This window comes from Bacillus sp. FSL R5-0416 (assembly GCF_037975425.1).
Classification (GTDB): domain Bacteria; phylum Bacillota; class Bacilli; order Bacillales; family Bacillaceae; genus Bacillus; species Bacillus subtilis.
This window is the reverse complement of sequence record NZ_CP150252.1, coordinates 177,501-201,583: the sequence shown is the minus strand read 5'-3', so window position 1 is coordinate 201,583 and position 24,083 is coordinate 177,501. Positions and strand designations below refer to the sequence as shown.

The following is a 24,083-nucleotide window of genomic DNA, read 5'->3' as shown; positions in this document are numbered from 1 at the left end:
ATCAAAGGTGTCTGTGACTGGGCTAGCTGGATTCGAACCAACGCATGACGGAGTCAAAGTCCGTTGCCTTACCGCTTGGCTATAGCCCAATAATGGTGGAGGGGGGCAGATTCGAACTGCCGAACCCTGAGGGAGCGGATTTACAGTCCGCCGCGTTTAGCCACTTCGCTACCCCTCCACATAAAATTTTGAAAAAACAGTGCCGGCAAGAGGACTTGAACCCCCAACCTACTGATTACAAGTCAGTTGCTCTACCAATTGAGCTACACCGGCAAGATGGTGGAGGATGACGGGCTCGAACCGCCGACCCTCTGCTTGTAAGGCAGATGCTCTCCCAGCTGAGCTAATCCTCCAAATGGTGACCCGTACGGGATTCGAACCCGTGTTACCGCCGTGAAAGGGCGGTGTCTTAACCGCTTGACCAACGGGCCGTTGTGTTCTCGTCGAGCTGACAAAAGTTATTATATACAGGTCACCCCCTGTTTGTAAAGAGGAAAATTAAATTTTTTATTTTCAAACTTTTTAACTCCTTTTTTAACTGAAAAAGCCTCCCAACTAAAGCCATTTATTTTATGATAGAGACAAGCAAAGCAAGAGAGGAGAACCCAATATGATTCTAGTCAGTTCTTGCCTTGGAGGCATTGAATGCAGATATAACGGCTCTCACGCAGCGTCGGAGAAAATCAGAAAACTCGTCGATGAAAAGAAAGCAGTTATGGCTTGCCCTGAACTTCTCGGCGGCTTCTCTACCCCACGCGAACCCGCAGAAATCATAGGAGGCACCGGTGAGGATGTCCTCAATGGAACAGCGAAAATCGTGACAGCTTCAGGAGAAGACGTCACAGAACTATATATGGAAGGCGCCGCGAAAACATTGGCTTACGCAAAAGAAATCAACGCTTCTGCCGTCATATTAAAAGAAAACAGTCCATCTTGCGGAAGCGGTTTTATCTATAACGGCACATTCTCTGGCAAAAAAATCACCGGCAGCGGAGTAACCGCCGCACTGTTAAAACAAGCGGGCTACCGCGTCATTTCGGAAAACGAGCTTAACGACATATTGTAAGGAGGCCACCCCATGACTCAAGACATTTCTTTATCCTTCTATAAGCCTGAACACTTGCCCGAGCTCCAATCATTCACGCTCACCAACGATGACAAACGCTTTACCTCCCTCCCGAAAGAGGTGCTGTCTCAGGCTCTGGGCATACAGGACCGATACCCGGTTGTCACCTTAAAAGACGACCTTCCAGTCGGTTTTTTCATTTTACATGCATCAAAAGAAACGCTTGCTTCTTATTCTAACAATCCATTTGCTTTACTGCTCAGCTCCCTGTCTTTAAACGCTGTGCATCACGGAAAAGGCTATGCGAAAAAAGCCATGCTTTTGCTTCCCGCTTTTGTGAGCGGATATTTTCCATGGTGCGACGAAATCATCTTGGCCGTCAATCATCTGAACATACGCGCAAAACACCTTTATATGAAAAGCGGGTTCCTTGATAAAGGACGGCGAAGAATCGGGCCGCTTGGAGAACAGTTGATCCTTCATCATTTCTTATAGTCTTGAGTGAAATAAAATTTCAAAAACTTAAAAACATAGTTGAAATATCATAACAGAAATGAATATACTGAATATTGAGATATATTATTTTAAAACAGGGGGCATCCTCATGTCAGAACCATTAAACCTTCACCGTCTTACAACAGAATCACGCAATAGCCAAACAGTTGAAATCCACAAAGCAAACACTCTCGGCATCCTCAAAATGATCAACAACGAAGATATGAAAGTCGCTGCAGCCGTTCAAGAGGTTCTCCCCGACATCAAAACAGCTGTAGACTGCGCTTATGAATCGTTTCAAAATGGAGGCCGGCTCATATATACAGGCGCCGGCACAAGCGGCAGACTCGGCGTCATGGATGCTGTTGAATGTCCTCCCACCTACAGCGTAAGCCCAGATCAGGTCATCGGAATCATGGCTGGAGGCCCCAAAGCCTTTTTACAGGCAGCAGAGGGCATTGAAGACAGTGAAGAAGCAGGAGCTGAAGATTTAAGAAACATACAGCTCACTTCAAATGACACCGTCATTGCCATCGCAGCAAGCGGCCGCACACCCTACGCCGCAGGCGCCCTAAGATACGCCCGCAAAGTCGGAGCACACACCATCGCCCTTACTTGCAATGAAAATTCCGCCATCAGCAAGGATGCGGATCACAGCATTGAGGTTGTCGTCGGACCTGAGGCCATTACAGGATCAACACGTATGAAAGCCGCAACCGCTCATAAAATGATTCTAAACATGATATCTACCGCTGTAATGGTCAAAATCGGCAAGGTTTACGAAAACTTGATGGTAGACGTCAACGTCAGCAACAAAAAACTAAAAGAACGCGCCATCAGCATTATCCAAAGCCTTACAAACGCTTCATACGACACAGCCAGATACACTCTGGAACAAGCCGATCATCACGTCAAAACAGCAATCGTCATGCTCAAAACAAGCACAGATCAGAAACAAGCAAAGACATTACTCGATGAAGCAAACGGTTTCATTGACAAAGCAATCGAACATTACCATCCATGATAAGGAGAGAACTAGAATGGCCACAGGCGGTTTAGCGATCATCCAATCAATGAAGCATAAGCTCCCTCCATCCGAGCGCAAACTTGCAGATTATATCCTAGCCCATCCCCACAAAGCAATCGAAAGCACGGTCAACGAAATCAGCGCCTTAGCCAATTCAAGTGACGCTGCCGTCATCAGGCTCTGCAAATCACTCGGTTTAAAAGGATTTCAAGATTTAAAAATGAGAGTAGCGGGCGATCTGGCAAAGCCTACGTTTCAGGGCTACCGGGATATTGTTCCCCACGAGCCGCTGCCCTCCATTTCCGAAAAAACGGCCGGCAATGCCATTCAAGCCATTCAGGATACTTCAGACCTGATGGACTACAAAGAGCTTGAACGAGCGGTTTCTCTGCTTCTCAAAGCTCATACCGTGCATTTTATCGGCCTCGGGGCTTCCGGCATTGTCGCCAAGGACGCCCAGCAAAAGTGGCTTCGCATTCATAAACAAGCAACCGCGTTTACAGACACTCATCTTGTGGCATCTTTAATCGCAAATGCAGATAAAGACGACATCGTATTCGCCATTTCGTTTTCAGGAGAGACACAGGAAATCATTGAACTGTTTGCCATGGCCAAGGAAAAAGGCATCACAACGATCAGCCTCACACAATTCAGTCAGACATCCGTCTCCGCACTGGCTGATGTCCCTTTGTATACAGCCCATTCCAATGAAGCCTTGATTCGAAGTGCAGCCACTTCCTCCCGCCTCGCCCAGCTTTTTATAATTGATGTTTTGTTTTTAGGCATGGCGGCTGAGCAGTATGAAACGACAACCGGTTATATAGATAAAACGAGAGCAGCCATACAATCTATGAGAATAAAATAAGGCATCTTGAAGGGGAGGGGTTTTAATGAGCAAAGAAAATAACTACCATCATCTCGCACAGAAAATCCTTGAGCTATGCGGAGGAAAATCCAATATTTCTTCATATACGCATTGCATGACACGCCTGCGCATTACGCCTTACGATGAAAGCAAAGCAGATGCTCAGGGTTTAAGAAAGCTTGACGGCGTATTGGGGGTCGTTGAAGCTGAAACCTTACAAATTATCCTCGGCACAGGAGTTGTCAATCATGTTACAGCTGCTTTCTCAAAGCTCGTGTCAGCAGAAGAAGGTGCCGATGTCAAAGAAGCTGCGGCCAAAAAGAAAGCCGATATCAATCGAAAAAACGCCACTCCTTTTAAACTTTTCTTACGTAAAATTGCCAGCATTTTTATCCCTCTTATTCCCGCTCTAGTCGCTTCCGGTTTAATTACTGGGATTACCAAAGCAATTATTCAAGCAGGCTGGCTCTCTGCAGACTCACAAATTGCGATTATCCTGACAGTCATCGGATCAGGGCTGTTCACTTATCTCGGCATTCTCGTCGGTATTAACGCTTCGAAAGAATTTGGCGGGACACCCGCACTTGGGGCTTTGGCCGGGATCTTGATTATCAATCCGGAGATCGCAAAAATCAGTTTATTTGGAGAAGAGCTTCTCCCGGGCAGGGGAGGTCTGATCGGCGTCCTTTTCGGAGCCATATTCATTGCTTACACCGAACAATTTATTCGCCGTTTTATTCCTCAATCACTCGATATCATTGTCACACCCACCGTTTCACTGTTAATCACCGGAATCGTAACGTATGTCGTATTTATGCCTTTAGGCGGATTCATTTCTGATGCTATTACATCCGGCCTTCTGTCCATCCTGGACATCGGCGGCATCGCTGCAGGCTTTATTCTGGGCGCAACCTTCCTTCCTCTCGTCGTAACCGGACTGCATCAAGGCTTGACGCCTGTGCACATGGAACTGATCAATTCAATTGGCAATGATCCTCTGCTCCCTATTTTGGCTATGGGAGGTGCAGGACAGGTAGGCGCGGCCTTTGCCGTTTTCGTGAAGACGAAAAAAACAACACTGAGGAAAGCAATCGCCGGCGGGCTTCCATCGGGACTGCTCGGCATTGGTGAACCGCTTATTTTCGGAGTCACGCTGCCGCTTGGCCGTCCGTTTTTAACAGCATGTTTAGGAGCTGGAATCGGCGGCGCCTTTCAAGCTTATTTTCAAGTAGCCACCATTGCGATTGGTGTCTCTGGACTGCCGCTTTCTTTTCTAGTCCTGCCTTCGCAAATCATCCTGTATATCGTTGGGCTCTTTATTTCCTACGCGGCCGGCTTTTTATTGACCTATGCATTCGGATATAAAGATGAAATGGCTTCTCAGTTCGATTAAATTGTTTCTGTATTAGGGATAGTAAACGGGATAGAAGCACAGAAAGGGGCTAGCCTGTGAAAACAAAGACACTGTTCATATTCAGTGCCATTTTAACCCTATCGATATTTGCGCCAAATGAAACCTTCGCACAAACAGCAGACAACTTGATTGAGCCGAAAACCATAAATGCAGAAACTGCACAATTCTCGACGAAGAAGCTAAGGAAGGTAGATCAGATGATAGAACGGGATATTGCAGCAGGATTTCCAGGCGCCGTTCTTGTGGTGGTGAAGGATGGACGCATCATAAAAAAAGCAGCATACGGCTACAGTAAAAAGTACGAAGGATCAGACCTGCTGCGCCGTCCGGCCAAAATGAAAACCCGCACGATGTTTGACTTAGCCTCAAATACAAAAATGTACGCAACAAATTTTGCATTGCAGCGCTTAGTCAGCCAAGGAAAACTTGACGTCTATGAAAAAGTTTCTGCATATTTGCCGGGTTTCAAAGATCAGCCGGGTGACCTCATAAAAGGAAAAGACAAGATACGTGTCATCGATGTCCTCCAGCACCAATCAGGGCTCCCATCAAGCTTTTACTTTTACACGCCGGAAAAAGCCGGCAAGTACTATTCCCAGGAACGGGACAAAACGATTGAATATTTGACGAAAATTCCGCTCGATTACCAAACTGGGACAAAGCACTTATACAGTGACATTGGATATATGCTACTCGGATGTATTGTCGAAAAACTCACCGGTCAACCGCTTGATGTCTACACGGAGCAAGAGCTCTACAAACCGCTCAGGCTGAAGCATACCTTGTACAATCCGCTGGAAAAGGGCTTTAAACCGAAACAGTTCGCAGCTACTGAACGCATGGGCAATACACGTGACGGCGTTATTCAATTCCCTAACATCCGTACAAACTCGCTGCAAGGAGAAGTGCATGACGAAAAAGCGTTTTACTCAATGGATGGCGTGTCTGGGCATGCCGGATTGTTCTCAAATGCAGATGATATGGCCATACTGCTGCAAGTCATGTTAAACAAAGGTTCATACCGAAACATTTCTTTATTTGATCAGAAAACAGCCGACCTGTTTACAACATCTTCAGCAACAGATCCGACATTCGCTCTTGGCTGGAGGCGGAACGGAAGTAAAAGCATGGAATGGATGTTTGGCCCTCATGCCAGCGATAATGCTTACGGGCATACCGGCTGGACGGGGACAGTTACAATTATTGATCCAGCATACAATTTAGGCATCGCATTGTTAACAAATAAAAAGCATACGCCAGTTATTGATCCGGAAGAAAATCCAAACGTCTTTGAGGGTGATCAATTTGCAACAGGCAGTTATGGAAGTGTCATAACCGCGATTTATGAAGCGATGGAGTGAATGATTAAACGATAGGAGGAAGTTTCTATGAGACCTGTCTTTCCGCTTATCCTTTCAGCCGTTCTCTTTCTTTCATGCTTTTTCGGGGCCAGACAGACAGAAGCCTCTGCATCCAAACGTGCAATCGATGCCAATCAGATTGTCAATCGTATGTCGTTAGATGAAAAACTCGGCCAGATGCTGATGCCTGATTTTAGAAATTGGCAAAAGGAAGGCGAGTCCTCTCCGCAAGCCCTTACAGAAATGAATGATGAAGTCGCCAGCCTCGTCAAGAAATATCAATTCGGAGGCATCATCCTTTTTGCAGAAAATGTAAAAACAACAAAACAAACTGTCCAACTGACAGACGATTACCAAAAGGCAAGTCCAAAAATCCCGCTCATGCTGAGTATTGATCAGGAAGGCGGCATTGTAACGAGGTTAGGGGAGGGCACTAATTTCCCAGGGAATATGGCACTGGGCGCAGCCAGAAGCAGAATCAATGCGTATCAGACCGGCAGCATCATCGGGAAAGAGCTCTCTGCCTTAGGCATCAATACAGATTTCAGCCCTGTCGTGGACATTAACAATAATCCTAATAATCCTGTAATCGGCGTACGGTCATTCAGCTCCAACCGAGAACTGACATCACGCCTCGGTTTATACACGATGAAAGGGTTGCAGCGGCAGGATATCGCGTCTGCCCTCAAACATTTCCCGGGACATGGAGACACGGACGTTGACAGCCATTATGGACTGCCGCTAGTTTCCCATAACCAAGAACGGCTTCGCGAAGTCGAGCTTTATCCTTTTCAAAAAGCAATTGATGCTGGTGCTGATATGGTGATGACAGCCCATGTTCAGTTTCCCGCCTTTGATGACACCACTTACAAAAGCAAACTCGATGGGTCGGATATTCTGGTTCCAGCTACACTTTCAAAAAAAGTGATGACAGGTCTTCTTCGTGAGGAAATGGGCTTTAATGGTGTGATCGTTACTGATGCGCTCAATATGAAGGCAATTGCAGATCATTTCGGACAGGAAGAGGCTGTGGTCATGGCTGTTAAAGCTGGTGTCGATATTGCATTAATGCCAGCCTCAGTCACTTCAATGAAAGAAGAACAGAAATTCGCACGTGTCATTCAAGCTTTAAAAGAAACCATAAAAAACGGGGATATTCCTGAACAACAAATCAACAAATCAGTTGAAAGAATCATTTCCCTGAAAATAAAACGCGGCATGTATCCAGCGCGAAACAGCGACAGTACAAAAGAAAAAATAGCCAAAGCCCAAAAAATCGTAGGAAGCAAGCAGCACCTGAAAGCAGAGAAAAAAATAGCTGAAAAAGCAGTAACTGTATTAAAAAATGAACAGCACACTTTGCCGTTCAAGCCTAAAAAAGGCAGCCACATCTTAATTGTGGCACCTTACGAAGAACAAACTGCTTCAATCGAACAAACCATTCACGATCTCATCAAGCGAAAGAAAATCAAACCCGTATCTGTCGACAAAATGAATTTTGCCAACCAAGTATTTAATGCCGAGCATGCAAAACAAGTAAAAAAGGCTGATTATATCATAACCGGCTCCTATGTCGTCAAAAATGACCCTGTCGTCAACGACGGTGTCATCGACGACACAATATCAGATTCAAGCAAATGGGCCACCGTGTTTCCGAGAGCTGTCATGAAAGCCGCACTGCAGCACAACAAACCATTTGTCTTAATGAGCCTGCGCAACCCCTATGATGCAGCCAATTTCGAAGAAGCAAAGGCACTGATTGCAGTCTATGGCTTTAAAGGATACGCAAATGGCCGTTATCTTCAACCTAATATTCCGGCCGGAGTGATGGCGATTTTCGGCCAGGCAAAACCTAAAGGCACACTTCCAGTTGACATCCCATCAGTCACGAACCCGGGGGACACCCTTTATCCATATGGCTACGGATTAAATATCAAAACGGGAAAACCGCTTTAATAAGGAGGGACACATGAGAAAAACAATATTCGCTTTTCTGACAGGGCTCATGATGTTCGGAACGATAACCGCTGCCTCTGCTTCACCCGATTCAAAGAATCAAACGGCTAAAAAACCTAAAGTCCAGACTGGGATAGACACGCTCTTGCCAGACTATAAAAAACAGCTCAAGGGAAAACGCATCGGACTGATCACCAATCCAACCGGAGTAAACGCATCTCTGAAAAGCAGTGTCGATATTCTTTACGAGAACCCAGATATCAAACTGACAGCTTTATTCGGCCCTGAACACGGCGTCCGCGGTGACGCCCAGGCTGGAGACGAAGTAGGCTCTTACATTGACGAAAAAACCGGGGTTCCCGTATACAGCCTCTACGGAAAAACGAAAAAACCGACTCCAGAAATGCTGAAAAATGTCGATATTCTAATGTTTGACATTCAGGATGTCGGGACCCGTTTCTACACGTACATTTATACAATGGCATACGCAATGGAAGCCGCTAAAGAAAACGGCATTCCATTTATGGTGCTGGACCGTCCGAATCCTCAAGGCGGGAATCATATTGAAGGGCCAATCTTAGAACCTGAATACGCCTCATTTGTCGGATTGTATCCCATTCCATTGAAGCATGGGATGACGATAGGCGAATTGGCTTTACTGTTCAACAAAGAATTTGATATTGATGCCGATCTTACAGTGGTAAAAATGAAACACTGGAAACGAAAAATGGATTTTGACGATACCCGATTGCCTTTCGTCCTCCCTTCGCCTAACATGCCGACGGTGGAAAGCACATTTGTTTATCCTGCAACCGGGCTGATTGAAGGAACAAATATATCCGAAGGGCGAGGGACAACAAAACCATTCGAATTGATCGGAGCTCCATTTATCAAAAGCACAGAACTTGAAGAAACATTAAACAGCCTCCATTTGCCGGGCGTAACATTTAGGGCAGCATCCTTCACACCGACGTTTTCTAAACATCAAGGAACGCTTTGCCACGGTGTGCAGCTCTATGTGACAGACAGAGATAAGTTTGAAGCCGTTAAAACGGGTCTTTCAGTCATTAAAACCATACACGATCTCTATCCTGAGGATTTTGAGTTCCTGTCAACAGGTTCATTCGATAAACTGGCAGGCAACGGCTGGATCAGGACAAAAATTGAAAATGGAACTTCGGTTGAGGACATCATAAACAGCTATGAAAAAACACTCCAACAATTCAGCAAAACAAGAAAAAAATATCTCATTTATTAGAACGTAAGCATCGTATGTTACACGTGTAACATATTCTTACCGAACGAAAGACCCTTACTTTTACACATGTGTAAGGGTTTTTTTCATTCTAAAAACCCACCCGCTTTATATAGGAAAACTTTCATTTATTTGGTACAATTTTTATTGAAAATGATTATCAGTTGAAAGTTTCTGAAAAGGTGGTCTACTCGTGCAAAAAGCAGTGATTTATCAACCGATACAAATTAATTATCTAAAAAAGACAAGTGATCTCTTCTCAGAACAGCAATTAGCCGATTCATTCGTGCTGATTTTTCATTTAAAAGGAAATGGCTATATTTCGATCGGAACAAACACCAATCCTCTGCAAAAAAAGACACTTTATGTTTGTCCGCCTAACGAGACCTTTGGCTTTACGCCGGCAGCCGATGGACATATAGATGCCTGTATGATCAGGCTTCAAAGCTATATCAAGGAAACCGGGCAAGATATTTTCACACCGTGCACAGAATCGGAATTAGCCAAACTGAAGCTTATGAATGTTTCACATATCGAAAATCTTGCCGTCCGGCTTCAAGAGCTTGCCGCACTATGGAATGAATCGTCTCAGCTTTCTCAGCTAAAATGTGTAATTGAAGTACAAAGCCTGATTTATGACCTTTTTACTGCCAGTTTATCTGATCAAACGGATACACATTCAGCAATCGAAAAAACAAAACACTATATCGAAACCCATGCCGATACAAAAATCACGCTTGCCCAGCTGTCGCAAATGGCAGGAATCAGTGCCAAACACTACAGTGAAAGCTTTAAAAAATGGACAGGACAGAGCGTAACAGAATTTATTACGAAAACACGAATCACAAAGGCAAAACGGCTCATGGCAAAATCAAACTGCAAATTGAAAGAAATTGCACACCAAACCGGTTATCAAGATGAATTTTATTTCAGCAGAATCTTTAAAAAACATACAGGCTGTTCACCTACAAGCTATATGAAAAAACGCCGAAAGAAAATCGCCGCATACGGAAGGGGCACAATGGGCCATCTCATCCCTCTTCACCACATACCTTTTGCGGCCGCTCTGCATCCGAAATGGACGTCTTACTACTATCAGCATTATTCGACAGATATACCCGTCCAGCTCAGTGCATACCGGTTTAATGAAAAGTGGGAAGAAAACCTGTACACGTTATCACAGGCAGAACCAGATGTGATTGTCAGCATGGATTCTATTTCTCCAGAAGAAAAAGATCGCCTGAATCGCATCGCAGAAGTCATGTACCTTCCTTCAGAAGAAAGCTGGAGAACCCACTTTCTGCAAACTGCCTCATTTTTAAAGGAGGAGTCCGAAGCAGAAAAGTGGCTAACGGATTATGACCAGCAGACAACAGCCGCCAAAAAAACGCTTCAGCACGTTCAAGGGCTGCGTTTTCTCTTTTTGAGGCTGCATAAGCAAAACTTCTATCTGGCACATAACCGAAGCGTCCGCGAAGTTTTCTTTGGGGATTTAGGATTCAGCTCGGCAACAACGGCTGACACACCTTCAGAACAAGCGATTTCGTTAGAAAATATCGCAAATTACCAAGCTGACTGTATGATGCTTTTTCTTTTTAAAGAGCCGGAGACCATAGCTTACTACCAGCAATTACAGCAGACAGAAGCATGGCAAAACCTAAGCGCGGTACGGAATAACCGTGTTTATCTTCTATCCCTTGATCCGTGGAATGAATACTCAGCTTGCGGGCACGAACGCATCGTTCAGCAAACTGTTTCTTTATTTTCCGGAGATTATCCATGATAAATCAGGAATTTGTCCATGGTGTTATATCTGTTCATTCTCTATAATTCCAATTGATAATAGTTATCAATTGGACAGGAGGCTCTATAGATGAAAAAGATATCTCTTACCTTATTAATCTTGCTTCTCGCGCTGACGGCGGCAGCTTGCGGCAGCAAAAATGAATCAACTGCCAGCAAGGCAAGCGGCACAGCATCTGAGAAAGAGAAAATTGAATACCTTGATAAAACATATGAAGTAACTGTACCGACAGACAAAATCGCCATTACGGGAAGCGTTGAATCAATGGAAGACGCGAAATTGCTTGACGTTCATCCGCAAGGCGCAATTTCATTCTCCGGCAAATTCCCTGATATGTTCAAAGACATTACTGATAAAGCCGAACCAACCGGAGAAAAGATGGAGCCAAATATTGAAAAGATTCTTGAAATGAAGCCAGATGTTATCCTTGCTTCAACAAAGTTTCCGGAAAAAACGCTGCAAAAAATCAGCACAGCAGGCACAACGATCCCAGTTTCTCATATCTCTTCAAACTGGAAGGAAAACATGATGCTGCTTGCCCAGCTGACTGGAAAAGAGAAAAAAGCAAAGAAAATTATTGCAGACTATGAACAGGATCTAAAAGAAACAAAAACAAAAATCAACGATAAAGCGAAAGATTCAAAAGCGCTTGTCATCAGAATCAGACAAGGCAACATTTACATTTACCCTGAACAGGTGTATTTCAACTCCACACTATACGGTGATTTAGGCCTTAAGGCGCCGAACGAAGTAAAAGCTGCAAAAGCGCAAGAGCTGATTTCATTAGAAAAATTAAGTGAAATGAACCCGGACCATATTTTCGTCCAATTTTCTGATGATGAAAATGCAGACAAACCTGATGCCTTAAAAGATTTAGAGAAAAATCCAATCTGGAAAAGCCTTAAAGCAGTCAAAGAAGACCATGTGTATGTCAACTCAGTGGACCCTCTCGCACAAGGCGGCACAGCTTGGAGCAAAGTCCGTTTCCTGAAAGCGGCTGCTGAAAAATTGACACAAAACTAATTCAGAGTAGGTTTATGTATGTATTCAAAACAGTGGACACGTATCATATTGATTACTTCTCCATTTGCTATAGCGCTGTCGCTTTTGCTTTCAATCCTTTATGGGGCAAAGCATCTTAGCACAGATATTGTTTTTACATCTCTTATTCATTTCGATCCGGGAAACACAGACCATCAAATTATATGGCACTCCCGGATTCCAAGGGCTGCCGGCGCTCTGCTCATAGGGGCAGCCCTTGCTGTTTCTGGAGCGCTTATGCAGGGCATCACGCGCAATTATTTAGCTTCGCCATCCATTATGGGTGTTTCAGATGGTTCAGCGTTTATCATTACGCTTTGCATGGTTCTGCTCCCGCAATCATCTTCGATTGAAATGATGATATACTCTTTTATCGGCTCAGCGTTAGGAGCGGTGTTAGTATTCGGCCTTGCCGCCATGATGCCAAACGGATTTACCCCCGTGCAGCTCGCCATCATCGGCACAGTCACAAGCATGCTGCTCAGCAGCTTATCAGCGGCCATGTCGATTTATTTTCAAATTTCTCAGGATCTCAGTTTCTGGTACAGTGCCAGACTTCATCAAATGAATCCGGATTTCCTGAAGCTTGCCGCTCCGTTTTTCCTGATTGGCATTATAATGGCCATTTCTCTCAGCAAAAAGGTAACCGCTGTATCATTAGGGGACGACATTTCTAAAAGCCTGGGGCAAAAGAAAAAAACCATTAAAATCATGGCGATGCTTTCCGTCATCATTCTAACCGGCAGTGCCGTAGCGCTGGCCGGAAAAATTGCGTTTGTCGGGTTGGTTGTTCCGCATATCACGAGATTTCTCGTCGGCTCTGATTACAGCAGGCTGATTCCGTGCTCCTGTATTTTGGGCGGAATCTTTTTAACCCTGTGTGATCTCGCAAGCAGATTTATCAACTATCCGTTTGAAACACCGATTGAGGTCGTAACATCCATTATCGGCGTACCTTTCTTCCTTTATTTAATTAAACGAAAAGGAGGGGAGCAAAATGGCTAAAAAATATGCATTGTTCATCGCTTTGATTCTAGTTGTCAGTTATTTCAGCTTAACGAGCGGATCATTTTCTGTTTGTCCTGCTGAGCTGCTCTCCACTCTTTTTCAAATCGACCCGAATCCGCAATATGAAATTTTGCTGTTCGATTTAAGACTGCCGCGGGTTGTCATGGCTGCTATTATTGGACTCGGTCTTGGCATTGCAGGCGCTGTTATCCAGGCCATCACGAGAAACGGGCTTGCTGATCCTGGAATTCTCGGAATCAACGCAGGGGCAGGAGCCGGCATTGTAGCGTTTATGCTCTTATTCCAAGGCCAGAAGGAAGTGACATCCATAGCTGCAGCGATGGGAATGCCGCTCTTTGGATTGATAGGCGGGCTCATCGCGGCGATCCTGATTTACATATTTGCATGGCACAGAGGCAATTTAGATTCAGGAAGAATTATTCTGGTAGGGATTGCAATCAATTCAGGATTCAGCGCCCTGTCTTTGTTTTTATCTTTAAAAATGGACCCGCAAGACTATCAAATGGCCATGGTGTGGAAAAACGGAAGCATCTGGTCTGCTAACTGGACGTATATCACAGCCGTACTCCCATGGATGCTGCTGTTTATACCGATTCTTATCGGCAAATCCCGCCTGCTCGACACCATTCGTTTTGATGAAGACACAGTCAGAAGCCTCGGCATTTCATCAAATAAAGAAAAAACCATCCTGCTCGTAGCCTGTGTAGCAATCATCAGCGCCTGTGTCTCCGTAGCGGGAAGCATGGCGTTTGTCGGCTTAATTGCTCCCCATATCTCACGGAGACTGGCTGGCGTCGAACATCGCTATATCCTGCCACTGAGCGGTTTAATCGGGATGCTTCTTGTGATAAGCGCAGACTTTGCCGGAAAACTGTTTTTTCAGCCCGCAGAAGTGCCTGCAGGCATCATTTTGGCGATCCTCGGAGTTCCTTATTTCTTATATCTGCTTTTCAAGCAAAAAAAGGGGGAGAACGCTTGAAAGGATCTCTTTCAGAACACAAAGCAGACGACAAATTCAAGCCCACATTTCAATATATTGAAGTGTGGTTTTTTTTTACAAATAGATTGACTTAGTAAATTCTTTACAATATAATAATTACCAATATAATAACATTCAGAAAAATCAGGTAAATAATTATTGGTTTATACTAGCAATAAGAATGTTACATACAGTATATTAAACCGATGATATAGAAAATTTAAAAAATAGACAAAGGAGTTTATCTACTTATGGAAAAAAAATTGTCTCACCATCCGATCGATAGAAGAGTTGACCTGACATACGATGAATTTATGAAAGAATATGGGTTACCAGGTAAACCTGTCATTATTTCAAATGCTATTAACAACTGGGAAGCTAAAAAGCTTTGGACACTTGACTTTTTCCGTGAGAAATATGGACATATTATTGTTCCAATCTTCGAATCTGGTAAACGGTATGAATTGTATGAAACTACTCTAGGAGAATATATCGATTACATACTTAAGGAAGAACAAGAAGATGGTATCTTTAATTTAGCGGACTGGGAGTTTTCAAGGGATTGCCCTGAACTTCGGGAGCATTATCAAGTTCCTAATTATTTTCAAAGTTGGTTAGAAGATGCACCTATATCACTACTTCCGGCTCTCCGTTGGATTTATATTAACCAAAAAAATACTGGTTCAGGTTTACATATTGACTATGGACATACTGCCTCTTGGAATGCTGTAATCAGCGGGAAAAAGAAATGGATATTACTTAATCAAAATGAATCTGAGAACATATATAACGGTGCAGTGGACGCTTTTAATCCTGACTTCAAGAAGTTTCCTTTATATACTCACTCTCAAACTTTTTATGGTGAACAATCTGAAGGAGATATAATGTACATTCCAAGCGGTTGGTGGCACCAAGTTCATAACGAAGAGTTAACCATAGCTGTTACAGAAAACTTTATTAACGAAACTAATTATAAAAACTGCTTATGGCCTTTAGTTTCTAATATTGTTGAGTACCAATTGGAAATAAGTAAGACACCCGAAAAAGTTCAGAAAGTATAAAGAAAAAGAATTAAAAGGAAATTAAGTATTAGGGTTTTTAATGAGATCTTCTTCAGACTGTCTTCCTAGTGCATTCATAAAAGTGTTAGTTTTAACAAGGGGAAATCAAATGCCATTATTTTCAACAAATAAAAATGTTAGTTTTATATATTTAACTTCTTGCTTTGGAAACGGGTTTTTTGAAAGGGGAATTTGGATGCTTTTTCTTATTGAAAAAGGATTTTCCCTATTCCAAATTGGATTGTTGCAAGCATTTGTAAATGGAACTATGTTTCTCTTTGAGATTCCTGGTGGAATGTTAGCAGACCGTTATGGAAGGAAGGTTTCTCTTTTAATTGGTCGATTTATGATTATGTCGTACCTATTAATAATTATGATAGCAGATAGCTTCGAGTCTCTTGCACTATCATTCTGTCTGTTAGGACTTGGTATGACATTTATATCCGGTTCAGAAGAATCGCTTCTGGTTGATTCTGTAAAAGAACAGACTGGAGAAAATAACTTCAGCAGATTCCTAGGTCGTTATATGGCTATTATTACGGTTGCACTTTCTCTAGCAATGATGATTGGTGGATTTTTAAAAGAAATTTCTTGGTCTTTAGTCTTTGCTGTCTCATTTATATTTCAGATGGTTGCATTTTTTGGATGCTTCTTTCTAAAAGAGACTAAATATAAGAAAGGAAGCCAAAGAGAATCATTTACACTCATTTTTAAAGATACATTTAATTTTTTAAAAACTAATAATACCTCTCGTACACTTATATTTGGGATAGCATTATTTACGGGTATAGGCTCTATTTTTTACATGTTTGCCCAAGAACTATTTAATCAATTAGGAATAAAGGTTTATTTAATTTCTATCTTTTTTGGGCTGGAATCTTTTTTAGCAGCTATACTAGCAGACCGTGCTTACATTCTAGAAAAGAAATTTTCCAGTAGGGGAGTAATGATGGTATGTGTATATCTTTGTGGTATTTCATTTTTACTCATATATATTAATTTCAATTGGTTAATATTATCATTTTTTATAATTAGCGCTTTTTATAACTTGTTTACTACGATCTCTTATAGCGTAATTAATCAAGATATTCCTTCTAAACAGCGTGCCACTCTATTATCTATTATAAGCTTTATAAGTTCTCTTGTAATGTTCATATCAATTCCAATTTTCGGATATTTATCAGATAAATTTGGAACAGCTTATTTACTTAGTTTTACGGGGGTAATTTCCATGGTGTTAGTTGCATTAAGTATCTTATCTTTTTATAAAAATAGAAAAGATAGCGTAGAAAAACACAAACTGTTAAAAGTTCAAGAGAAATAATAAATAATCAAACTTTGAATAAGGTGGCTCCTTCTATGTTATCAAAAAATTACTCATTTAGTTTATCAATTTCTCATTTGAAATCTAAAAGTGATAATCACCAAAGGGTTCAAGAAATATTTGGTGTGACAGATACCCAACTGAACAATAGATTAATTTTTAAAAACATTACTTTTTTAATGCATGACGTAACCTATATTACTGGATTTAGCGGGTCAGGCAAAAGCACACTGGTTAACCTCATAAAAAAAGACTTTCCTGATGCTGTTATCCCAACTCCACCAGCTAAACAAGATATTCCGATTATTGACTTATTAGATCTAGAATTACAGGAATCCATGAAAATTTTAGGTTGGGTAGGGTTAGGAGAAGCCTATCTATATCTCACTCCTTATTCTGCTTTGTCTGAAGGACAAAAAACTCGTTTTTTATTAGCTATGGCATTAAGCAGAAATCCTTCGATAATTATTGTAGACGAGTTTTTGTCAAATCTAGACCGAATTACAGCGAAAGTCGTCGCGTATAGTTTTCAGAAAATTTGTCGGAAACAAGAGATTCATTTAATTGTAGCTTCTGCTCATAATGACTTGATAGAAGCATTAGCACCTGATATTTTAATTGATTTGGATTTAAACGGAACCCATCGTATCACAAACAGACCAATAGAAAAGCCTTTCGTTCCAGATATAAGTGGGGTCCAAGTTGAAAGTGGAACAATTAAAGATTATGAGGAATTAAAGCGATTTCACTATTTTGGAGATGAAGATCTGTTCGTTGACAATGAATTTGAAACTGAAATATTCACTATAAGACTTAAGGAAAAATGTATAGGTGTTTCTGTTATGAAGTCACCTTATCCTAAAGATTGGGAAGAAATAGATTACTTTAAAGATATAAATGATCGTATTAGATGTCTTGTAAGACTAATTATTCATCCATCGTTTCGAACTATTGGTTTATCTAAACTCTTAATGAGACCGAAGTTTTTAGATGTGCCATACATAGAAACTCGATCTGCATTAGGATTATACATGCCTATTTATCTTTCAGGTGGTTATAGTCGTACTGAACTCCCGGATAATAAGCTCTCACCACTACGTCAGAAACTTTGGAATAACCTTTCATTTATGGGGTTAAGCGACGTCCATCTTTTACGTGATGATATATACTGTGAAAATTTTGTGCAAAATTTATCAGGAAAACAAAAAGAAGCATTACGTTATTTAGCTTTAAATGTCTATGTAGAAATGATGGTGAACAATTATATTTATTTTCGGAGTATTTCAAAAATGATACCTTTATTACCAAAAGAGATGGATGAGTTAAAAGAGATGTTCCTTGATGTTTCAGATGAAATCCCTGTAACAGTATTATTGCAGGAAACAAGTCTTTTCAAAATGCAAGGATTTGTTGTTCAACACAAGCAGTAAAAAAATAAAAGGTGATTACTCATAATTGGATTAAATTTTTAAGGAGGTGAGAAATATGAAATTAAAAAAGTTACGTAGATCTACAGCTCGTGGCTTAGTAAAACGTTGCTAGTTAATAGTAATACATTAAGGGAGGTGAGAAATATGAAATTAAAAAAATTACGTGGATCTACAGCTCGTGGCCTGGTAAAACGCTGCTAGTTTTAATTTTCTAATGGAGCATTAACAGACCGTCAATCCTTCCATGGGTTAGACGGTTTATTTTATTTTATTATCATACCTATTTTAAACTATGGAGGAAAAATATATGTATAAATTAGCAGATCGTATACAAATTGTTTCATTACATAATGGAAGAATATTTCTCATTGATGACGAGATTACTGAATTAGAAGGTTCACCTCAACATACTGAAAAGGCCTTAAAATTATTAGAAAAAGGGTGTATGGAAGAAGAGTTGAACCGAATAATGCCATTAGAGGATACACAAAAATTATTAGAATTTTTAAAAGAGGAAGAATTACTTCGCGAAAATTGGGAAAATGAGTATTTAGATACCATTGTTGAGAAACAACTATATTATCTTGATGATTTTTCTATTGATTCTAATCAACTTCAGTCTAACCTGAAAAGCGCCAAAGTTGTTATCTTAGGAGTTGGCGGCGTAGGTAGTGTCTTGATTCAACACTTAATAGGTGCAGGAATCGAAAACTTTATCCTTATAGATAATGATGTAGTAAACATTCACAATCTGAATCGCCAGTTTTTGTACACACAAGAGGACTTCGGAAAACCAAAAGTAAAAGCAGCCGAAAATTTCATGCGTAAAGTAAATCCTTCTGTAAAGGTCACTTCCTATCAAACTACGATTGATTCCATAAAGTCTCTTGATTTTCTAGCTTCTCATTCAATCGATATTTTTATTAATGCAGCCGACTATCCCAAACATTTGGATAAAATTGTAGATGAATATTGCTTTGAAAGAAAAATACCTTGGGTGGGGTCTGGGGTCGGTAGACACCAAGGATTTTGGGGACCGTTGTTTGTGCCAGGAAAGACATGCTGTCTAAACTGTTTTATAGCTGAAGAAGAAAAAGAGATGAAAGAAATAGAAAAAATAATTAGAGAGAGAAGTAATTCCATCATACAGGCATCTTTTGCTCCTACTAACACAATTGTTTCAGCATTCTTAGCAATGGATGTAATTCATTTTCTTGCTCAAATAAATCAAATACATAGTTATCTAACAAGATGTCAAATAGACTTTACAACTCTCAAACTAAATCGTTTTACAATTGATGAACCAAAATTGTGTAATTGTGGAGGAGAATAGATGTCGAACTATAGAGATTACATTCTAAAGGGTAAAGACGTAGCAGTCTTTGAAATAGATACAGATCCGATATCTTTAGATCCAGCTAAATGTGATGATTATATAGGTCAAATAATTTCTCAAGCCATGTTTGAACCTTTATTTATTCGAGACATAGAAACCGAACAATGGGTGTGTGGAGCAGCCGAGAATTTTGAAGTTTCTTCTGATGGGCTTACCTATATTTTCAATTTACGAAAAGATAGATTTTGGTCTGATGGGATATCAGTAGTAGCACAAGACTTTGTATTCGCGTTCCAACGTTTATTTCACCCAAAAATCAATAGTCCAATTGGGCAAATCCTTAGTTTTATTAAGAATGGAGAAGAAATTTTAAATGGGGTTTTGCCTGTTACAGAATTGGGTGTTGAAGCTCTAGGTCCTAGGAAATTAAAAATATCTTTGACAGAATGTCTGCCCTTTCTTCCATCTATTTTGGGAAGCCCCAATACTAGCCCATTTCCCTATAGGACAGAGCAGGTTTCATGGACAGATGAAAGATTAAACATTACAAATGGAGCATACGTGCTAAAAGAGTATAAGTCAGGTCAATTTGTAAGATTAGAGAGAAATCCTTTCTACCCAAATAGTTCATCAAATCATGTTAAAGATGTTTTATTTGTAATTAATCGTGAATTGGATTATTCACTTCAAAACTATGAGAAAGGTAATATTGATGTTACTTGTAATACATACTTTCCATTTGAAGAAATAAAAAGGTTCAAACAAAGAGATGATTTTTATATGTTTCCCTCCGGAATACTGTTTTTTTTACAATTTGGAAATCGAAACGATCTTTTTAAAAAGAAACAGGCTAGACAAGCCCTCTATTATATAGTTAATAAGTCACAAATCGCTCAAACTTTACATGGAGGAATAATACCTTGGGATCATTTTGCAAGTATAGGTGTCTCAGAAAAATTATTCGATGATCAATCCAATTACTGTTATCACCCTGAAAAAGCAGTTAAACTATGGAAGCAAGAAGAGAGAGAAAACCAAGCCCTCTCCATACTATACGCCGATTTTTTTCCTAACGGTGAAATATGCCACTCAATTAAGTCAGAAATGGAAAAACATCTTGGTATTACGTTAACTCTCGAAGGTTGTTCGTTTGAGGATTTTGTAATTAGACATGAACAAAGAGAGTATGATTTATGTTTGGCACTGCTTAGCCCTCTGTATAATGATCCATTTAATTATTTTCAATATTTCTTATCCGAACTGTCAGAGGAAGATGAAGACGAATTTATAGACATTCTACAAAAAGCTTTGGGAGATGAAAAAGAAAATCACTGCACATATTACAAAAAAGCCAACGATTACCTTTTAGAAAAATTACCATCAATTCCTCTTTTTAACGGACAAAGTATTTTTCTTAAAAATCCTTTTTTAAAAGGGTATAAAATATTCAAAGATGGAAGCATTTCTATTCAAAATCTTTCATGGGGAACAGAAGAAAAGCCTAAACTCTAAAAATTACTTTATATCATGATTGAAGTTTATACATAAACAAAATAAAATATGTTTCTAAACCTAGTATAATTAAAGGATAGGATTAATAAAAATCCTATCCTTTTTTATAACATTTCTTTTTTTAAATGGCTACATATCTTCTAATAAAAAGGTAAACAAAATACTATACTTCAGAATAGCGAAAAACAGACTTTTATTGTACTAACCCCTACTATTCATTTTACAATCATATTCAATAAACCATTTTTCAGCAAAATCAACTGCTTCCTTAAGTGAAAAAAGTCTACAATTAGCAGAACCAACTTTACCAGATTTCATATCACTTTCTATCTCAAATGACTTCCCAATTTCTTCAAAAAGATCTTCTCTAAATTCAAGATCTTTATATTTCTTCCAGACCGTTTTACCATTTATTAGCACAGGCGCACCTTTAATTACAACCTTTTGAAAAGGAATCCTATATTCTGCAAGATGAAAACACGTATTGCTATCAAAGTCGGTGCCTAAAAGTAATACATATGAATTGTCCATATATAAATTCCCTAAAGGGGATTGTTCACCGAGTCCAAAATTTAAGGACTGTTTATTAAGAATTTTATTTTTATCTTTTCCCCAAGCAATAAAGGAGTAATTTGGATGACAACTTCTTTTAACCTCTGGGTAAGAACGGAATACCTCTACTATTTTTCCCATTCCAGTAGTAGGCGTATACTGAGCATTATAAGCTGGCATACTTTCTCTTATTGTATCCCACCACTTCTCTGGTACCGAAGGGTAGTGCCATTCTGACGGATCAGATAAATCTACAGATTGAGAAGGCATTACAATGTTCCCCTCTTCAGTAACAATGTCCATTAATGCTTGTATAACAGCAATTGCTCCACCGTTTACCCATCCAATAGATGATAACGACGAATGTACTAGCACGGTCATTCCTTTATTCAATCCTAAACCTTCCAAATCCTTTTTTATAGATTGAGTAGTTCTTGGATTCTCTGTATTTTCAATTAATTTTTTCATTTTCCTTTCCATCCCCTATCAAGAAACTATTCTAGTTTAAATAGCTTTATTTTATAATAAATAATATATTTTTCCAAGTTAAACATTGAACTATTATTAAGGGATACGATCACGCAAATAATAGAAAGCAAGTTCCATCAAAGAATGCGTTTGACAAACGAACCAGTTCATTCCGCTAATCGAAGAAAACTGGAACGTCACCAGGGAACCGCAGTCAAGAGGAATGATCGGTGCCTCATTAGGCGGACTCATCTCAATGTTCGCCTTATTAAAATATCCGTCACTGTTCGGGAAAATCGGCTCTATATCAGGTTCATACTGGTACGAGAACGCAGCGGAAACCATTCATATATCTTCTTTAAAGCCAGGCACTGTACGTGTTTTCATGTCTGTCGGGAATGAAGAAGGCCGTGAAAAACAATCCATTCAGCGACATATGCTGAAAAAAACAAAGCAAGTTCATCAAAGTCTAAAAGAAAAAGGCTTCACTGAAGACCGGTTGTATCTTTCAATTGAAAAAGGAGCGGTGCACCACCGCAAGTATTTCTGCAAACAGTTCATCAACGCGCTCGAATGGCTATACGGAAAAAACCGCTCAACCCTATGAGCGGTTTTTTTATGCTTTCTGCAACATTGGTTTTAATTCAAAACGATTCAGCATATAGCCAAACAAAGCAGCCAATATCTGCTGAAACAGCATGCCAATCACAACAGGAACGGCAACCTGAGACGGGAAGAACGTAACGGCAAGAACTGCGCCGGCACTAATATTCCTCATGCCTCCCGTAAATATAAGAGAGACTATTTCCTCTTGCCGCCTTTTCATCATTTTTCCGATCAGCCAAGCAGCGGCATAACCTGTTAACGCGATAAAGAATACCGTTACAGCTATTCCTGCAAATCTCAAATCAATGGATTTGAAATAAGGAGCAATCGCTGAACTGTTAATCGCAATCACTGCCATCAAGCAAAGCTTTGAAAAAGGCGACAGCGCACTGCTTAAAGACGCAGTTCTTTCTGGAGATGACATCTGATTAAACAGCATGCCCAGAAAAGAAGGAATCACGACCATTACAATCAGACCTTTCATCATTCCCCACACATCCATATGAACCTGAGCGCCGGCCAGCAATGAAAGACTCAGCGGTACGATTAGCGGTGACAGCACAGTATCAATTAAAATAATCGAAAGTGTCAAACCGACATTCCCTTTGTACATCGCTGCCCAAATCAAGCTTGTAATCCCCGTAGGAATCACAACAGCCAATGTTAAACCGGTAATCGTCAAAGGATCACCTTTAAATATAAGATGGCCGCTGCCCCAAGCAAAAAGCGGCATGAAAATATGAAGAACGAATAGTGCAAGAATCATAGGGAGAGGGTGAGACAATGCATGTCTCAAAGATTGAAAGTTAGCGCTTAAACTGCCTGCAAACGTAATAAAAGCAAAGATCCAAGGCACAGCCCATTCATACCCATTTAAAAACTGAGACAGCAGCACGCCCAGCACCACACTAGTCGGCGTCAACAGCGGCATCACTCTCCCCAATACACGGTTCAGCTTCTGAAGCATCATATGCAAGTCCCCTATTTAAAATTTCTCTTCTCTCTATTATATCAATGCTGCTTAAGTGTATGTTATATAAAAAAGCCCAGATCTCATTCATCTGGGCTTCTCTATTTTATGCCATCTGTTTCATTAGAGATTTACTCGCTTTATTCAAACCTTTTAACTCAGCTTCAATGCCTAGTTCCTTAAACTTCGCAACAATCTTATCAAGTGCGGCCGCTCCAGAATCGTCCCATACGTGAGCTTCAGTTAAGTCAATCACGACCCGCTCAATATCCTCTTGATAAATAAACGCATTTGCAAGATCCGTCACTGACGCAAAAAAGATTTGCCCCTTCACTTGATACGTTCTAAGCTTTTGATCCTCTGCATGAGAAACGATTTTCAGCTTCGAGATTTTTGCTACAAAGAACACGGCACTTAAAAGAACACCGACAAATACACCCTTAGATAAGTCATCCGTCACAACAACCGTAACCACAGTCACAACCATGACAATCGAGTCCGTGAGCGGCGCTTTTTTGAGACCTTTTAAGGA

At 40.6% G+C, this 24,083-nt stretch carries 20 protein-coding genes, 5 tRNA genes and 1 pseudogene (1 of these 26 only partly in view); 18 read left to right on the top strand and 8 right to left on the bottom strand.

Annotated elements, in window-relative coordinates:
• Positions 1-17 precede the first annotated feature (17 nt).
• The 5 genes from NYE20_RS01145 to NYE20_RS01125 all read right to left on the bottom strand — a co-directional run bounded on the left by NYE20_RS01145 (position 18) and on the right by NYE20_RS01125 (position 431).
• Positions 18-89, bottom strand: a tRNA-Gln gene (locus NYE20_RS01145).
• A 4-nt stretch (positions 90-93) separates the two neighbouring features.
• Positions 94-178: transfer RNA gene (locus NYE20_RS01140), tRNA-Tyr, on the bottom strand.
• A gap of 22 nt (positions 179-200) precedes the next feature.
• Positions 201-273 (bottom strand) — tRNA-Thr (locus NYE20_RS01135).
• 4 nt (positions 274-277) lie between these two features.
• Positions 278-353 (bottom strand) — tRNA-Val (locus NYE20_RS01130).
• Positions 354-356: 3 nt separating this feature from the next.
• A tRNA-Glu gene (locus tag NYE20_RS01125) sits at positions 357-431 on the bottom strand.
• Positions 432-610: 179 nt separating this feature from the next.
• On the opposite strand from NYE20_RS01125, the gene NYE20_RS01120 reads away from it, so the two are divergent.
• The 17 genes from NYE20_RS01120 (at position 611) to NYE20_RS01040 (ending at position 20,955) form a co-directional block, all read left to right on the top strand.
• Entirely contained in the window at positions 611-1,066 is a 456-nt protein-coding gene (locus NYE20_RS01120) for a DUF523 domain-containing protein (protein ID WP_003234960.1), read from the top strand.
• A 12-nt stretch (positions 1,067-1,078) separates the two neighbouring features.
• Positions 1,079-1,561, top strand: a complete 483-nt coding sequence (locus NYE20_RS01115) for a GNAT family protein (RefSeq protein WP_339184222.1) — start codon at positions 1,079-1,081, stop codon at positions 1,559-1,561.
• Positions 1,562-1,670: 109 nt separating this feature from the next.
• A complete protein-coding gene (murQ, locus tag NYE20_RS01110; RefSeq protein WP_021481934.1) occupies positions 1,671-2,585 on the top strand; it encodes an N-acetylmuramic acid 6-phosphate etherase in 915 nt (304 codons plus the stop codon).
• Positions 2,586-2,601: 16 nt separating this feature from the next.
• The gene (locus NYE20_RS01105) at positions 2,602-3,453 is read left to right on the top strand and encodes a MurR/RpiR family transcriptional regulator (protein WP_015252968.1); all 852 of its coding nucleotides are present in this window, start codon (positions 2,602-2,604) and stop codon (positions 3,451-3,453) included.
• A gap of 25 nt (positions 3,454-3,478) precedes the next feature.
• A complete protein-coding gene (locus tag NYE20_RS01100) occupies positions 3,479-4,846 on the top strand; it encodes a PTS transporter subunit EIIC (protein WP_161621307.1) in 1,368 nt (455 codons plus the stop codon).
• Between the two features lie 56 nt (positions 4,847-4,902).
• Complete coding sequence (amiE, locus tag NYE20_RS01095; RefSeq protein WP_153257192.1) at positions 4,903-6,228, top strand: N-acetylmuramoyl-L-alanine amidase; 1,326 nt, start codon at positions 4,903-4,905, stop codon at positions 6,226-6,228.
• 27 nt (positions 6,229-6,255) lie between these two features.
• Positions 6,256-8,184 (top strand): beta-N-acetylhexosaminidase, encoded by a 1,929-nt coding sequence (gene nagZ / locus NYE20_RS01090; RefSeq protein ID WP_161621306.1) that lies wholly within the window; start codon positions 6,256-6,258, stop codon positions 8,182-8,184.
• Positions 8,185-8,197: 13 nt separating this feature from the next.
• The gene (locus NYE20_RS01085) at positions 8,198-9,442 is read left to right on the top strand and encodes an exo-beta-N-acetylmuramidase NamZ domain-containing protein (RefSeq protein ID WP_069963950.1); all 1,245 of its coding nucleotides are present in this window, start codon (positions 8,198-8,200) and stop codon (positions 9,440-9,442) included.
• Positions 9,443-9,632: 190 nt separating this feature from the next.
• Positions 9,633-11,222 (top strand): bacillibactin transport transcriptional regulator Btr, encoded by a 1,590-nt coding sequence (gene btr / locus NYE20_RS01080; protein WP_101501795.1) that lies wholly within the window; start codon positions 9,633-9,635, stop codon positions 11,220-11,222.
• Between the two features lie 90 nt (positions 11,223-11,312).
• The gene (gene feuA / locus NYE20_RS01075) at positions 11,313-12,266 is read left to right on the top strand and encodes an iron ABC transporter substrate-binding protein FeuA (RefSeq protein ID WP_101501794.1); all 954 of its coding nucleotides are present in this window, start codon (positions 11,313-11,315) and stop codon (positions 12,264-12,266) included.
• A gap of 18 nt (positions 12,267-12,284) precedes the next feature.
• Positions 12,285-13,289, top strand: a complete 1,005-nt coding sequence (locus NYE20_RS01070) for an iron ABC transporter permease (protein ID WP_021481939.1) — start codon at positions 12,285-12,287, stop codon at positions 13,287-13,289.
• Complete coding sequence (feuC, locus tag NYE20_RS01065; RefSeq protein WP_085187791.1) at positions 13,282-14,292, top strand: iron ABC transporter permease FeuC; 1,011 nt, start codon at positions 13,282-13,284, stop codon at positions 14,290-14,292. Before NYE20_RS01070 ends, feuC begins: the two co-directional genes overlap by 8 nt.
• Before the next feature lie 251 nt (positions 14,293-14,543).
• On the top strand, positions 14,544-15,353 hold the full coding sequence (locus tag NYE20_RS01060) for a cupin-like domain-containing protein (RefSeq protein WP_021481941.1): 810 nt from the start codon (positions 14,544-14,546) through the stop codon (positions 15,351-15,353).
• A 109-nt stretch (positions 15,354-15,462) separates the two neighbouring features.
• Positions 15,463-16,677: an MFS transporter gene (locus NYE20_RS01055; RefSeq protein WP_070548392.1), complete on the top strand. Its 1,215-nt coding sequence runs from the start codon at positions 15,463-15,465 to the stop codon at positions 16,675-16,677.
• A gap of 35 nt (positions 16,678-16,712) precedes the next feature.
• Complete coding sequence (locus NYE20_RS01050) at positions 16,713-18,107, top strand: hypothetical protein (protein ID WP_161621305.1); 1,395 nt, start codon at positions 16,713-16,715, stop codon at positions 18,105-18,107.
• A 307-nt stretch (positions 18,108-18,414) separates the two neighbouring features.
• Positions 18,415-19,440: a ThiF family adenylyltransferase gene (locus tag NYE20_RS01045; protein WP_021481944.1), complete on the top strand. Its 1,026-nt coding sequence runs from the start codon at positions 18,415-18,417 to the stop codon at positions 19,438-19,440.
• On the top strand, positions 19,441-20,955 hold the full coding sequence (locus NYE20_RS01040; protein WP_021481945.1) for a peptide ABC transporter substrate-binding protein: 1,515 nt from the start codon (positions 19,441-19,443) through the stop codon (positions 20,953-20,955).
• Positions 20,956-21,156: 201 nt separating this feature from the next.
• Here the strand turns inward: NYE20_RS01040 and NYE20_RS01035 are convergent, their stop codons facing one another.
• A complete protein-coding gene (locus NYE20_RS01035) occupies positions 21,157-21,975 on the bottom strand; it encodes an AAC(3) family N-acetyltransferase (RefSeq protein WP_021481946.1) in 819 nt (272 codons plus the stop codon).
• Positions 21,976-22,132: 157 nt separating this feature from the next.
• On the opposite strand from NYE20_RS01035, the pseudogene NYE20_RS01030 reads away from it, so the two are divergent.
• Positions 22,133-22,582, top strand: a pseudogene (locus NYE20_RS01030) (alpha/beta hydrolase-fold protein); the annotation flags it as partial.
• 9 nt (positions 22,583-22,591) lie between these two features.
• Here the strand turns inward: NYE20_RS01030 and NYE20_RS01025 are convergent.
• Together NYE20_RS01025 and NYE20_RS01020 are read right to left on the bottom strand one after the other, a co-directional pair.
• The gene (locus NYE20_RS01025; protein WP_080286173.1) at positions 22,592-23,512 is read right to left on the bottom strand and encodes a bile acid:sodium symporter family protein; all 921 of its coding nucleotides are present in this window, start codon (positions 23,510-23,512) and stop codon (positions 22,592-22,594) included.
• 145 nt (positions 23,513-23,657) lie between these two features.
• Positions 23,658-24,083, bottom strand: the final stretch of a protein-coding gene (locus NYE20_RS01020) for a SulP family inorganic anion transporter (protein ID WP_161621304.1). Its footprint extends 1,011 nt past the window's final position; only the last 426 of its 1,437 coding nucleotides appear in the window; its start codon lies beyond the right edge, outside the window; its stop codon occupies positions 23,658-23,660.